We start from the raw sequence: 13,826 nt of genomic DNA on the forward strand, positions 1-13,826 counted from the left end.
GGAACGCGGACCGGGCGCTGGCGGGGGGCCGCCCGCGGGCGGCCTGGCCGGTGCCGGTACGCGTCCCCGCGTCCGGCCCGCCGCAGCCCGCCCGCGTCCACCCGGCAGGGTTACGGGTCGCCCCGGCCGCACCGGGGTGCGCCGCCGGCACCCCGGCGCAGGTCCCGCCGTCAGGGCGCGGGCCCACCCGTACCGCCGGGCCGCGCCGGTGGGCGCGGGCGAGCCGGTCGGTGCCGGGACGCGTCTCCGCGTCCGGTCCGCCGAAGCCCGCCCGCGCCCACCCGGCAGGGTTACGCGTCGCCCCCGGCTGCGCCGGGATGTGCTGCTGTCACGTCCAGTACCTGGTAGCGGTCGATCGCCTGCTTCAGTACCGAGCGGTCGATGCGGCCCGCTCGGGCCAGTTCCGTGAGGACCGCCACCACGATCGACTGCGCGTCGATGTGGAAGAAGCGGCGGGCCGCACCCCGGGTGTCGGCGAAGCCGAAGCCGTCGGCGCCGAGCGACTGGTAGGGGCCGGGCACCCAGCGCGCGATCTGGTCCGGCACCGACCGCATCCAGTCGGACACGGCCACGAACGGACCCTCCGACCCGCTGAGCTTGCGCGTCACGTACGGCACCAGCTGCTCCTCCTCGGGATGCAGCAGGTTGTGCTCCTCGCAGGCCACCGCCTCCCGGCGCAGCTCGTTCCAGGACGTCGCGGACCACACCGACGCCCGTACGTTCCACTCCTCCGCGAGGATCCGCTGCGCCTCCAGCGCCCACGGCACCGCGACGCCGGACGCCATGATCTGCGCCGGAATCGCCCCGCCGGGTCCGTCGGAGAGCTTGTGGACGCCCTTGACGATGCCCTCGACGTCCACGCCGGCCGGCTCCGCGGGGTGCTGGATCGGCTCGTTGTAGACGGTGAGGTAGTAGAAGACGTCCTCGCCGTGCGGATGCTCGTCCGAGCCGCCGTACATGCGGCGCAGGCCGTCCTTGACGATGTGCGCGATCTCGTAGGCGTACGCGGGGTCGTACGCGACACACGCGGGGTTCGTGGACGCCAGAAGCTGCGAGTGCCCGTCGGCGTGCTGGAGGCCCTCGCCGGTGAGCGTCGTCCGTCCCGCGGTCGCGCCGAGGACGAACCCGCGCGCCATCTGGTCGGCCATCTGCCAGAACTGGTCACCCGTGCGCTGGAACCCGAACATCGAGTAGAAGACGTACACCGGGATCAGCGGCTCGCCGTGCGTCGCGTACGCGGACCCAGCCGCGATCAGCGAGGCCGTGCACCCCGCCTCGGAGATGCCGTCGTGCAGCATCTGCCCGGTCGGCGACTCCTTGTACGCGAGCAGCAGCTCGCGGTCCACCGACTCGTACTGCTGCCCGAGCGGGTTGTAGATCTTCGCGCTCGGGAAGAAGGAGTCCATGCCGAACGTGCGGTACTCGTCCGGCGCGATCAAGACGAACCGCCGCCCGATCTCCTTGTCCCGCATGAGGTCCTTGAGCAGGCGCACGAAGGCCATGGTGGTCGCGATGGACTGCTGGCCCGAGCCCTTCTTCACGGTCGCGTACGCCTTGTCGTCCGGCAGCGCGAGCGCCTTGGAGCGCACGACGCGCGTGGGGACGTACCCGCCGAGGCCCTTGCGGCGGTCGTGCATGTACTGGATCTCCTCCGAGTCCCGCCCCGGGTGGTAGTACGGCGGCGCGCCGGACTCCAGCTCCCGGTCGGAGATCGGCAGGTGCAGCCGGTCCCGGAACCGCTTCAGGTCGTCGACCGTCAGCTTCTTCATCTGGTGCGTGGCGTTGCGGCCCTCGAAGTTCGGGCCCAGCGTCCAGCCCTTGATCGTCTTGGCCAGGATGACCGTCGGCTGGCCCTTGTGCTCGGTGGCCGCCTTGAACGCCGCGTAGATCTTGCGGTGGTCGTGACCGCCCCGGCCCAGGTGCAGGATCTGGTCGTCGGTCATGTTCTCGACCATCGCGCGCAACCGGTGGTCGTCGCCGAAGAAGTGCCGGCGGATGTAGTCGCCCGACTCCGTGGCGTACGTCTGGAACTGACCATCCGGGGTCATGTTCATCTTGTTGACCAGGACGCCGTCCCGGTCCTGCGCGAGCAGCGGGTCCCAGGTGCGGTCCCAGATCAGCTTGATCACGTTCCAGCCGGCGCCCCGGAAGACCGACTCCAGCTCCTGGATGATCTTGCCGTTGCCGCGCACCGGGCCGTCCAGGCGCTGGAGGTTGCAGTTGACCACGAAGGTCAGGTTGTCCAGGCCCTCCCGGGCCGCGAGCGTGAGCTGGCCGAGCGACTCCGGCTCGTCCATCTCGCCGTCGCCCAGGAACGCCCACACGTGTGACTTGGAGGTGTCCGCGATGCCGCGCGCCTCCATGTAGCGGTTCATCCGCGCCTGGAAGATCGCCCCCAGCGGGCCGAGGCCCATGGAGACCGTCGGGAACTCCCAGAAGTCCGGCATCGAACGCGGGTGCGGGTAGCTGGACAGGCCGTTCGGGTACTTCGACTTCTCCTGGCGGAATCCGTCGAGCTGGTTCTCGGTGAGCCGGTCCAGCATGTAGGCGCGGGCGTAGATGCCCGGGGAGGCGTGGCCCTGGAAGAAGACCTGGTCGCCGCCGTCGCCCTCGTCCTTGCCGCGGAAGAAGTGGTTGAAGCCCACGTCGTAGAGGGACGCGGAGGAGGCGAAGGTGGCGATGTGGCCGCCCACGCCGATACCGGGGCGCTGGGCGCGCGAGACCATCACGGCCGCGTTCCAGCGCGTCGCGTTCAGGATCCTGCGCTCGATCTCCTCGTTGCCCGGGAAGAACGGCTCGCTCTTGGTGGGGATCGTGTTGACGTAGTCCGTGCTGCGCATCTCGGGCACGGCCACGCGCTTCTCACGGGCCCGCTCGATCAGCCGCAACATGAGGTAGCGCGCCCGCTCCCGGCCGCGCTCGTCCACGACGGCGTCGAGGGAGTCGAGCCACTCCTGAGTCTCTTCTGGGTCGAAGTCAGGAACCTGACTCGGCAGGCCGCCAATGATGATCGGGGTGCGATCGGATCCGGAAGCCACGCTGTTCCTTACCTGTCGGAGGGCCGGTTCTCGCTGTACGTGCCTACTGCTCGTAGGCGCTGCTCGTGCCTACTGCCAGTGCCCGCGCCGTTCCCCATCGTGTACCTCGGGAGGACGTCCGTCATCTCCACCGGCGCCTCCCCGGCGTACCGCCGGAGCACACCGCCGGTCAAAACGCAACGATACGCCCGGGGTGTGACGCGTTTGGCAAAGTTGTTCGATGGTTCCATCGGTGGATGATTCCGCTGAGCGCAAACCGGGCACATGCGGGTGATGTGGGTGGGGCGGAATCGAGATACGGTGCCAGGAGTCGCCACGACACGGCCGGTAACGTCACCGTTTCGGCGGCCGGGACGGCCGGGTACTTGCGCTATCCGCCCTGCCCGTGTGGACTACGGCCAATGCTTCGCGCACGCGCGTGGCTGAGATATTCACCAAGACATGATCAGGAGGCAACCCGTGAGCGCGACCGCGGACCACGCGGAGGAGCGGACGAACCCTGCCGCCAGGCTGGGGTTCCAGCCCGGACAGGTGGTCCAGGAGATCGGCTACGACGACGACGTCGACCAGGAGCTCCGCGAGGCCATCGAGGAAGCCGTTGCGGGCGACCTGATGGACGAGGAATACGACGACGTGGCCGACGCCGTTGTGCTTTGGTTCCGTGACGACGACGGCGACCTGACGGATGCGCTGGTGGATGCCACCACGTACATCGAAGAGGGCGGCGCGATTCTGCTCCTCACGCCGAAGACCGGCCGTCCGGGGTATGTGGAGCCGAGCGACATCTCGGAAGCCGCGACGACGGCCGGCCTGACCGCCGCGAAGAGCGTCAGCGTCGGCAAGGACTGGAGCGGCAGCCGGCTGGCCACGCCGAAGGCGGCCAAGCCGAAGCGGTGACCGCTGTCCGGACGGGCCGGATCTCGCCCCGGCCCGTCCGGAACCCAGGTGATCGCTGATTAGGGTGGATCCAGAGCGTTTGCTGCGCTCTCACCCCGACAGCCCACCGAAGGGAAGCACGACATGGCGATCCAGGTCGGCGACAAAGCGCCCGACTTCGAGCTCAAGGACAACCACGGCCGCACCGTGCGGCTCGCCGACTTCCGCGGCGAGAAGAACGTGGTCCTGCTCTTCTACCCGTTCGCCTTCACCGGCGTGTGCACCGGCGAGCTGTGCGAGCTGCGCGACAACCTGCCGAAGTTCGCGGACCGCGACACCCAGCTGCTCGCCGTCTCCAACGACTCCATCCACAGCCTGCGCGTCTTCGCCGAGCAGGAGGGACTGGAGTACCCGCTGCTCAGCGACTTCTGGCCGCATGGCAACGTCTCGCGCGCCTACGGCGTCTTCGACGAGGACAAGGGTTGTGCGGTGCGGGGCACCTTCATCATCGACAAGGACGGCGTCGTGCGCTGGACCGTCGTCAACGGCCTGCCGGACGCGCGTGACCTGAACGAGTACGTGAAGGCGCTCGACACCCTGTAGTCGGCCGGTCGGCCGAACCTGGGAATCTTCGGGTCCAGGGTCGGCGGGGGGCGGGAACTCGTCACTAGGATCGGCTCGTTGATCCCATATCCGAAGCACGACGGGGCTCCCCGCCCCTCGACACCACTTGGAGGACTCGTGGGAGTCAGCCTCAGCAAGGGCGGCAACGTCTCGCTGACCAAGGAGGCCCCGGGCCTGACCGCCGTCATCGTCGGACTGGGCTGGGACGTGCGCACCACGACCGGCACCGACTTCGACCTCGACGCGAGCGCGCTGCTGCTGAACAACTCCGGCAAGGTCGTCAGCGACCAGCACTTCGTCTTCTTCAACAACCTCAAGAGCCCCGACGGCTCCGTGGAGCACACCGGTGACAACCTCACCGGTGAGGGCGAGGGCGACGACGAACAGATCAAGGTCAACCTCGCCGGCGTCCCCGCCGACGTCGACAAGATCGTGTTCCCGGTGTCCATCTACGACGCCGAGAACCGCCAGCAGTCCTTCGGCCAGGTCCGCAACGCGTTCATCCGCGTGGTCAACCAGGCCGGCGGCGCCGAGATCGCGCGTTACGACCTCAGCGAGGACGCCTCCACCGAGACCGCCATGGTCTTCGGCGAGCTGTACCGCAACGGCGCGGAGTGGAAGTTCCGCGCCATCGGCCAGGGCTACGCGTCCGGGCTGCGCGGCATCGCCCAGGACTTCGGCGTCAACGTCTGACGTCCTGGAGCCGGCACACCGTCCGGCGCCGAGCCGTTTACGGCCGGCGCCGGACGCGCAGGTAACAGGGAAGCACCGTCAGGGGAGGACCAGCAATCATGGGTGTGACGCTCGCCAAGGGGGGCAATGTCTCCCTCTCCAAGGCCGCACCGAACCTCAGCAACGTCATGATCGGGCTCGGCTGGGACGCGCGCTCCACCACCGGCGCCCCCTTCGACCTGGACGCCAGCGCGCTGCTGTGCGGCGCCAACCACCGGGTGATGGGCGACGAGTGGTTCGTCTTCTACAACCAGCTCAAGAGCCCGGACGGCTCGGTGGAGCACACCGGTGACAACCTCACCGGTGAGGGCGAGGGCGACGACGAGTCGATCCTGGTCGACCTCGGCAAGGTGCCCGCCCAGTGCGAAAAGATCATCTTCCCGGTCTCCATCCACATGGCCGACGAGCGCGGCCAGACCTTCGGACAGGTCTCCAACGCCTTCATCCGCGTGGTCAACCAGTCCGACGGCCAGGAGCTCGCGCGCTACGACCTCAGCGAGGACGCCTCCACCGAAACCGCCATGATCTTCGGCGAGCTCTACCGCCACCAGGGCGAATGGAAATTCCGGGCGGTCGGTCAGGGGTACGCGTCGGGACTGCGCGGAATCGCTCTAGACTTTGGGGTCAACGTTTCGTAAAGCCGTGCTCGGCGCGGGGGAAACCCTCATAGGAGGCACCCCCACAACACGATGGGGTAACCAGTGCTACTGAAAACCTTCGGCTGGTCGTTCGCGGTCACCGCGCTCGGCCTGGTCGCCGCGGTCTTCTACGGGGGGTGGGAGGCCTTCGGAGTCGTGGCGATCCTCGCCGTCCTGGAGATCTCGCTGTCCTTCGACAACGCGGTGGTCAACGCCGGAATCCTGAAGAAGATGAACGCCTTCTGGCAGAAGATCTTCCTCACGGTGGGCGTCCTCATCGCCGTCTTCGGCATGCGACTGGTCTTCCCCGTCGTCATCGTGGCCATCACCGCCAAGCTCAACCCGGTCGACGCGGTGCACCTCGCCTTCGCCGACAAGGACCGCTACCAGCAGCTGGTCACGGACGCCCACCCGGCGATCGCGGCCTTCGGCGGCATGTTCCTGCTGATGATCTTCCTCGACTTCATCTTCGAGGACCGGGACATAAAGTGGCTGCAGTGGATCGAGCGGCCGCTGGCCAAGCTCGGCAAGGTCGACATGCTGTCGGTCTGCATCTCCCTGATCGTCCTGCTGATCACCTCCTTCACCTTCGCCACCCACGCCCACCAGCACGGCGGCATGCACGCCGACAAGGCGCAGACGGTCCTCATCTCCGGCATCGCCGGCCTGATCACCTATCTGATCGTCGGCGGTCTCTCCGGGTTCTTCGAGGAACGCCTGGAGGCGGAGGAGGAGCGCGAGCACGAGGAGGAGGAAGAGGCCGCCCGCACCGGCAAGAAGAAGCCGGCCGTCCTGCTGGCCGGCCAGGCCGCGTTCTTCATGTTCCTCTATCTGGAGGTCCTGGACGCGTCCTTCTCCTTCGACGGCGTGATCGGCGCCTTCGCCATCACCAACGACATCGTGATGATGGCCCTCGGCCTCGGCATCGGCGCGATGTACGTCCGCTCGCTCACCGTCTACCTGGTCCGCCAGGGCACCCTCGACGACTACGTCTACCTGGAGCACGGCGCCCACTACGCGATCGGCGCGCTGGCCCTGATCCTCATGGTCACCATCCAGTACGAGATCAACGAGGTGATCACCGGCCTCGTCGGCGTGGTCCTGATCGCCCTGTCCTTCTGGTCCTCCGTCCGCCGCAACCGGGCCCTCGCGGCGGCCGGACCCGGCGCCGGGGAGAAGACCGAGGTCTCCTCGGGGGTGTGACACCCTGACCGATGAGGAACGCTCTGACCGGGGCGGCGGGCACCGCCGGCCGCCCCGGACGCAGAGGTGACGAGACCTGGGGGCGGGACATGGGCTTCTTCGACGGACTGCTGGGCGCACGCGCGGTCGACTTCGACTCCGGCAACGGCGCCAACGCCATCGAACTCACCAAGCGGCGCCAGTCGGTGTCCCTCACCAAACAGGGCGCCGTCACCGGCCATCTGCGCGTCAACCTCACCTGGCGGATGCGCACCTCCGACTTCGGCGCACAGCGCCCCAGCCTGCTGCGGCACCCCCTCAAGGCCCTCAAGCCGCCGGAGATCCTGGGCCACGGCCAGAGCATGGTCGACGTCGACCTCGACCTGGGCTGCCTGTACGAGCTGGCCGACGGCACCAAGGGCGTCGTACAGCCGCTGGGCGACTACCTGGGCGACATCAACGCGGCGCCGTACATCAAGATCAGCGGTGACGACCGGTTCGGCTCGGGCTCCGGCGAGACGATGTACATCAACCTCGACCACCACGAGTCCATCAAGCGGGTGCTGGTCTTCGTGTACATCTACGACCAGACCCCCGCGTTCGACCGTACGCACGCCATCGTCACCCTGTACCCCAGCAGCGGACCCCGGCTGGAGATCAGCCTGGACGAGCGCCACCCCCAGGCCCGCTCCTGCGCCGTCCTCCTCATCGAGAACGTCAAGGGCGAACTGGTGGTCCGCCGCGAGGTCAAGTTCGTCTACGGCTTCCAGGCGGAGCTGGACCGGCTGTACGGGTGGGGGCTCCAGTGGGGCCGCGGCTACAAGACCAAGGTCTGATCCCGCCGGGCGCCGGTACCGCCGATGGCGGCGGTCCGGTCTACCGGCCGATGAACTGCGGACCCTGCGGCGGCAGCCGGAAGTCGGGGTCCAGCGCCACGGGGACCGCCGGTACGGGCTGCGGGTAGCCGTACGCCGGGGCCGCGGCCGGGGCCGAGGTCGGCTGGGGATACGCGTAGCCCGGCTGCCGGGGCACCGCCGAGGTCGGCTGCTCCGGGGGCAGCGGCTGGGAGACCGTGACGCCCTCCTGCGCCGCCGGCTCCTCCGACTCGTCCACCGAGATGCCGAAGTCCGTGGCGAGGCCCTTGAGGCCGTTGGAGTAGCCCTCGCCCAGCGCCCGGAACTTCCAGCCGTCCCCGCGCCGGTAGAGCTCGCCGCAGATCATCGCCGTCTCCGCGCCGGTCTCCGGCTTGATGTCGAACACCGCCCACGGCTCACCGTCGGCGACGGCGGCGTCGTACAGCGTGATGCTCAGGTTCGGCACCCGGTCGAAGGAGACCCCGTCCGCCGAGGCGATCAGCAGGATCCGCCCGATCTCCGGCTCGATCCCCCGCAGGTCTGACTGGATCGTGTCGGTCAGCCCCTCGGCGACCCGCTTCTTGCCCAGCCGCCACACCTGCCCCGACGGATGCCGGGGCTGGTTGTAGAAGACGAAGTCCTCGTCGGAGCGCACCCGGCCGTCGGGGCCCAGCAGCAGCGCCGAGGCGTCCACGTCCGGGACCGAGGTCCCCGGCGTCCAGCGCAGCACCGCGCGCACCGTGGTGGCCTCCAGCGGGACGTTCGACCCCTTCAGCATCGCGTGCGTCATGCCGTCATCCTGCCTTCTTGGTCCTGGCCACGACAATGCGGGGGGTGTCGGGGACCGACACGGCCGAGTTACCGGAAATTCACGTCCGAAGGGAACCTCGGACAGGTCCCCCTACGTACTATTACCGGCCACCCTTTACCGAATCCACAGACCCCGATTGCACTCTTGGGGAGTCCTATGCGTCATTTCGGGCACATCGCCCCCGAGGTCCGGCAGCGCCTCTTCCACCGGGAGCCCGGCGCGTTCACCGCCGACTCCCCGGCCCGGCTGCTCGCCGTCGCCCTCGGCGCCACGCTGTACAGCCCGGCCACCCGGCCGCGGCTCGCCGACGACGTCCTCAGGCAGGCGGGCAACGGCGTGGTCTCCATGGTGCTGTGCCTGGAGGACTCCATCGACGACGCGGACGTGGTGGCCGCCGAGGAGAACCTGGTCAGGCAGTTCGCCGACCTCGACTCCCGGCCCGGCGCGCAGCCCCCGCTGCTGTTCATCCGGGTGCGCACCCCCGAACAGATCCCCGACCTCGTCCGCCGCCTCGGCCCGTCCGTGCGGCTGCTGTCCGGATTCGTGCTGCCCAAGTTCACCGGGGAGCGCGGCCTGCCCTTCCTGGACGCCCGCGGCGCCGCCGAGGCCGAGGCCGGCCGCCGCCTCTTCGCCATGCCGGTCCTCGAATCCCCGGAGCTGCTCTACCGCGAGTCGCGGGTGGAGACCCTGGAGGGCATCTTCCGCGCCGTCGACAAGCACCGCGACCGCGTCCTCGCGCTCCGTCTCGGCGTCACCGACTTCTGCTCCTCCTACGGCCTGCGCCGCGCCCCCGACATGACCGCCTACGACGTCCAGGTCGTCGCGTCCGTCATCGCCGACGTCGTGAACATGCTGGGCCGCGCCGACGGCACCGGATTCACGGTCACCGGGCCCGTGTGGGAGTACTTCCGCCTGTCCGAGCGCATGTTCAAGCCCCAGCTCCGGCAGAGCCCCTTCCTTGAGGTGCAGGCCACCGAGCTGCGCGAGAAGCTGCTGGAGCACGCCATGGACGGACTGCTGCGGGAGATCTCCCTCGACCAGGCCAACGGCCTGCTCGGCAAGACCTGCATCCACCCCTCCCACGTGCTGCCGGTGCACGCGCTGTCCGTGGTCAGCCACGAGGAGTACAGCGACGCCCAGGACATCCTGCGGCCGGAGCGCGGCGGCGGGGGCGTCCTCAGGTCCGCCTACACGAACAAGATGAACGAGGTGAAACCCCACCGCGCCTGGGCCGAGCGGACCCTGCTGCGCGCGGAGGTGTTCGGCGTCGCCCACGAGGACGTGGGCTTCGTGGAACTGCTCGCCGCCGGAATACCCGGCTGACCTTCTCCTGTCCGGGACACGCATCCAAGGAACGCATGAACAACGCAGTGAACGACGGGGTCTGGTCCGGCACCTGGGTCGCCGAGCGGCTCGGGGTCGGGCTCGAGGGCGACGACGCCCTGCGGGCCATGCTGGGCCTCGCCCTGCGCCGCAACCCCAAGCGCGCCCACCTGCTGGTCTCCCACGTGCTCGGCAAGCACGTACCGCAGGCGCCTTCGGTGGTGTACGGCCACGGGGTGCGGCTGGGCCGGCGGGTGCACGCGCTCCTCGGCGAGGCGGAGGCGGCCCGCGCGGTCGTCCTCGGGTACGCGGAGACCGCGACGGGGCTCGGCCACGCGGTGGCCGACGGACTCGGGACTGCGCCGTACCTGCACTCCACGCGGCGGCCGGTCGCCGGGATCGCCCCCGCGGGCGGCTTCGAGGAGTCGCACTCCCACGCCACGTCGCATCTGCTGCTGCCCTCGGATCCCGCCCTGCTGGGCGGGGACGGCCCGCTGGTGCTGGTGGACGACGAGTTCTCCACCGGGAACACGGTGCTGAACACCATCCGCGACCTGCACGCCCGGTACCCGCGGCGGCGGTACGTGGTGGTCGCGCTGGTGGACATGCGGTCGGCGCGGGACGCCGAGCGGCTGCGGTCGTTCGCGGCGGAGATCGGGGCGCGGGTGGACCTCGTCGCCGCGGCCTCCGGGATGGTGACGCTGCCCGCGGACGTGCTGGAGAAGGGGCAGCGGCTGGTCGCGCGGTACGGGTGCGGCCACGACGCCGGCCAGGGGCCGTACGACACCGGCCGCGCCCCTGAGCGGGTGGACCTCGGCTGGCCCGCCGGCCTTCCCGACGGGGGCCGGCACGGCTTCACCCCCGCCCACCGAGCCCGGCTCGAAGCCGCCCTGCCAGCCATGGCCGGGCGCGTATCCGACGCGTTGCCCGCCGGCGCGCGCCGCGTGCTCGTCCTCGGCTTCGAGGAGCTGATGTACGCCCCCCTCCGGCTCGCCTGCGAGCTGGAGCGGACGCGGGACGGCGAGGTGCGGTTCTCGACCACCACACGGTCGCCCGTGCTCGCGGTCGACGACCCGGGGTACGCGATCCGCAGTCGTCTCGTCTTCCCGGCGCACGACGACCCGGCCGACGGACCCGGGGAGCGGTACGCCTACAACGTCGCGGGCGGCGGGTTCGACGCCGTCGTCGCCGTGGTCGACTCGGCCGGCGACACCCCCGCGCTGCACGCGCCGGACGGCCTGCTCGCGCGGCTCGCGGCGCAGGTGCCGCACGTCCTGCTCGCGGTCGTCCCCTCCCACGCCCCCGAGCCCCCGCACGCTCCCGAAAGGCCGGCCATGCTGCCCGAGCCACTCCGTGGCCCCGCGTTCTCCTCGTACGCGCCCGAGGAGGTCGGCTGGCTGCTCCAGGACCTCTCCGACGTCACCCTGGAGGCGCCGACCGAGGAGCGGGAGGAGGCCATCCAGCGCGGCGGGGCGCACTACGCCGAGTCGCTGCCCGTGGAGTACCAGCCCAGCGCGCGGTACCAGGAGCTCTTCCACGCGGCCCTCGCCACCTCGGCCGCCCGGATCGCCCGCGCCGTCGGCGTGGTGACCGAGACGGTCCTCACCGAAAGGTCGCCGCGGCCCGTGCTGGTGTCGCTGGCCCGCGCCGGGACCCCGGTCGGCGTGCTGATGCGCCGCTGGGCGCACTTCCGGCACGGGCTCGAACTGCCGCACTACGCCGTGTCGATCGTGCGCGGCCGGGGCATCGACGCCAACGCGCTGCGCTGGCTCGCCGCCCACCACGACCCCCGCGACGTCGTGTTCGTGGACGGCTGGACCGGCAAGGGCGCCATCACCCGCGAACTCGCCCAGGCGGTCCAGGAGTTCGAGAAGGAGGAGGGCGTCACCGGGTTCGACCCGGAGATCGCCGTCCTCGCCGACCCGGGCTCCTGCGTGCGCACCTACGGCACCCGCGAGGACTTCCTCATCCCCTCCGCCTGCCTCAACTCGACCGTCTCCGGCCTGATCTCCCGTACCGTGCTGCGCGCCGACCTGGTCGGCCCGCACGACTTCCACGGCGCGAAGTTCTACCGCGAACTCGCCGGCGCCGACGTCTCCGTGGCCTTCCTCGACGCCGTCGCGGAGCGCTTCGCGGAGGTCGCCCCCGGCGTGGCGGAGGCGGCCCGGGAACTGCTGGCCGAGGACCGCACCCCGACCTGGGCGGGCTGGCGGGCCGTCGAGCGGATCAGCGAGGAGTACGGCATCCACGACGTCAACCTCGTCAAACCGGGCGTCGGCGAGACCACCCGGGTGCTGCTGCGCCGGGTGCCCTGGAAGATCCTCGCGCGCAAGGGCGCGGGCGCCGACCTGGACCATGTCCGGCTGCTCGCCGCACAGCGCGGGGTGCCGGTCGAGGAGGTGGACGAACTGCCGTACACCTGCGTCGGGTTGATACACCCGCAGTACACGCGCGGGGCCACCGGTGCCGACGGCCGGGCGGTGAGCGTCTGATGCCGGTGCTGGTGGCGAGCGACCTCGACCGCACGCTGATCTACTCCTCGGCGGCCCTGGCGCTGACCATGCCGGACGCCAGGGCGCCCCGGCTGCTGTGCGTCGAGGTGCACGAGAGCAGGCCGTTGTCGTACATGACCGAGACGGCGGCCCAGTTGCTGACCGATCTCGGGGACGCGGCCGTGTTCGTGCCCACCACGACCCGCACCCGCAAGCAGTACCAGCGCATCAACCTGCCGGGCTCCCAGCCCGCGTTCGCGATCTGCGCCAACGGCGGCCATCTGCTGGTCGATGGCGTCACCGACCGCGACTGGCACGCCCGGGTCCTGGCCCGCCTCGCCGACGAGTGCGCACCGCTGGCGGAGGTCCGGGAACATCTGACGCGCACCGCCGACCCGGTGTGGCTGCGCAAACAGCGGGTCGCCGAGGACCTGTTCGCCTATCTCGTGGTCGAGCGCGAGCTGCTGCCCCCGGACTGGGTGAAGGAACTGGCGGCCTGGGCGGAGGGCCGGGGCTGGACGGTCTCCCTCCAGGGCCGCAAGCTCTACGCCGTCCCCAAGCCCCTCACCAAGAGCGCCGCCGTCCGCGAGGTGGCCCGCCGCACGGGCGCGGACCGGACCCTGGCCGCCGGTGACTCACTCCTGGACGCCGACCTCCTGCTGGCCGCCGACCGGGGCTGGCGCCCCGGCCACGGCGAGCTGGCCGACACGGGGTGGCGGGCTCCGCACATCGGCGCGCTGCCGGAGCGGGGAGTCCTGGCGGGGGAGCGGATCCTGCGGGAGTTCCTGAAGGCGACGCGCACCCCGTCCCCCCAGGGGTGATGACGGACTATCCGCAGCAGCCGCCGCCGCAGCACCCGCCGCCCGCCCGGGGCGCGGCGGCGGGCGCGCCGGCCGTACCGCCCACCGCGACGGTGGACAGGAGCTTCACCGTGTCCTCATGTCCGGCCGGGCACGTGGCCGGCGCCGCCGACTCGGACATCGGCCGATTCAATTCGAACGTGTCGCCGCAGCTCCGGCAGCGGTACTCATAGCGAGGCATGAGACCAGCGTAACCGTGGGGGCAAACGCGGCGTCTCAATGTTTGATGAGTGTTGGGATACAGCCGACACTCGTGCGAAGGAATCGAAAACTTCGCTGATAATTTGTGAACGCCGTTGCGAGGACGCTCAGCTCACCGCGCGAGCAGGAGCGAGTGCGGAGGGGAGACGCATAGTGACCGATGCGTCGCAGGGGGAGGGCCGTTCCGGCCGGGAC

The 13,826-nt window shown here is 70.3% G+C and carries 12 protein-coding genes; 9 read left to right on the forward strand and 3 right to left on the reverse strand.

Translation table 11 applies throughout. The annotated features are described in order from the left end of the window. Positions 1–290: 290 nt before the first annotated feature. The gene (aceE, locus tag AB0927_RS30815) at positions 291–3,038 is read right to left on the reverse strand and encodes a pyruvate dehydrogenase (acetyl-transferring), homodimeric type (RefSeq protein WP_366671053.1); all 2,748 of its coding nucleotides are present in this window, start codon (positions 3,036–3,038) and stop codon (positions 291–293) included. Between the two features lie 459 nt (positions 3,039–3,497). Between aceE and AB0927_RS30820 the strand changes: the two genes are divergently transcribed. The 6 genes from AB0927_RS30820 to AB0927_RS30845 all read left to right on the forward strand — a co-directional run bounded on the left by AB0927_RS30820 (position 3,498) and on the right by AB0927_RS30845 (position 7,926). Next, positions 3,498–3,935 carry a DUF3052 domain-containing protein gene (locus tag AB0927_RS30820; RefSeq protein WP_366671054.1) on the forward strand — a complete coding sequence of 146 codons (438 nt, stop codon included), beginning with the start codon at positions 3,498–3,500 and terminating at the stop codon, positions 3,933–3,935. A 123-nt stretch (positions 3,936–4,058) separates the two neighbouring features. Beyond that, the gene (locus AB0927_RS30825) at positions 4,059–4,517 is read left to right on the forward strand and encodes a peroxiredoxin (protein ID WP_366671055.1); all 459 of its coding nucleotides are present in this window, start codon (positions 4,059–4,061) and stop codon (positions 4,515–4,517) included. Positions 4,518–4,655: 138 nt separating this feature from the next. Further along, positions 4,656–5,231, forward strand: coding sequence for a TerD family protein (locus AB0927_RS30830; RefSeq protein ID WP_285554371.1), 576 nt, complete (start codon positions 4,656–4,658; stop codon positions 5,229–5,231). Between the two features lie 98 nt (positions 5,232–5,329). Then, positions 5,330–5,908: a TerD family protein gene (locus AB0927_RS30835; RefSeq protein WP_366671056.1), complete on the forward strand. Its 579-nt coding sequence runs from the start codon at positions 5,330–5,332 to the stop codon at positions 5,906–5,908. A gap of 63 nt (positions 5,909–5,971) precedes the next feature. Beyond that, the gene (locus tag AB0927_RS30840; RefSeq protein ID WP_366671057.1) at positions 5,972–7,111 is read left to right on the forward strand and encodes a DUF475 domain-containing protein; all 1,140 of its coding nucleotides are present in this window, start codon (positions 5,972–5,974) and stop codon (positions 7,109–7,111) included. 89 nt (positions 7,112–7,200) lie between these two features. Further along, the gene (locus AB0927_RS30845; protein WP_366671091.1) at positions 7,201–7,926 is read left to right on the forward strand and encodes a Tellurium resistance; all 726 of its coding nucleotides are present in this window, start codon (positions 7,201–7,203) and stop codon (positions 7,924–7,926) included. A 40-nt stretch (positions 7,927–7,966) separates the two neighbouring features. On the opposite strand, the gene AB0927_RS30850 is transcribed toward AB0927_RS30845, so the two are convergent. Next, positions 7,967–8,734: a TerD family protein gene (locus AB0927_RS30850; protein WP_366671058.1), complete on the reverse strand. Its 768-nt coding sequence runs from the start codon at positions 8,732–8,734 to the stop codon at positions 7,967–7,969. 177 nt (positions 8,735–8,911) lie between these two features. On the opposite strand from AB0927_RS30850, the gene AB0927_RS30855 reads away from it, so the two are divergent. The 3 genes from AB0927_RS30855 to AB0927_RS30865 are packed head-to-tail and all read left to right on the forward strand — an operon-like array spanning position 8,912 to position 13,391. Further along, positions 8,912–10,078: an HpcH/HpaI aldolase/citrate lyase family protein gene (locus tag AB0927_RS30855; protein ID WP_366671059.1), complete on the forward strand. Its 1,167-nt coding sequence runs from the start codon at positions 8,912–8,914 to the stop codon at positions 10,076–10,078. 35 nt (positions 10,079–10,113) lie between these two features. Beyond that, a complete protein-coding gene (locus tag AB0927_RS30860) occupies positions 10,114–12,570 on the forward strand; it encodes a phosphoribosyltransferase (RefSeq protein ID WP_366671060.1) in 2,457 nt (818 codons plus the stop codon). Further along, positions 12,570–13,391 (forward strand): HAD family hydrolase, encoded by an 822-nt coding sequence (locus AB0927_RS30865; RefSeq protein ID WP_366671061.1) that lies wholly within the window; start codon positions 12,570–12,572, stop codon positions 13,389–13,391. Before AB0927_RS30860 ends, AB0927_RS30865 begins: the two co-directional genes overlap by 1 nt. Positions 13,392–13,398: 7 nt before the next feature. Here AB0927_RS30865 and AB0927_RS30870 read toward each other — a convergent pair whose 3' ends face one another. Continuing rightward, positions 13,399–13,611: a zinc ribbon domain-containing protein gene (locus AB0927_RS30870; protein ID WP_366671062.1), complete on the reverse strand. Its 213-nt coding sequence runs from the start codon at positions 13,609–13,611 to the stop codon at positions 13,399–13,401. Between the last annotated feature and the right edge of the window lie 215 nt (positions 13,612–13,826).

Source organism: Streptomyces sp. NPDC048106, assembly GCF_040706415.1.
Classification (GTDB): domain Bacteria; phylum Actinomycetota; class Actinomycetes; order Streptomycetales; family Streptomycetaceae; genus Streptomyces.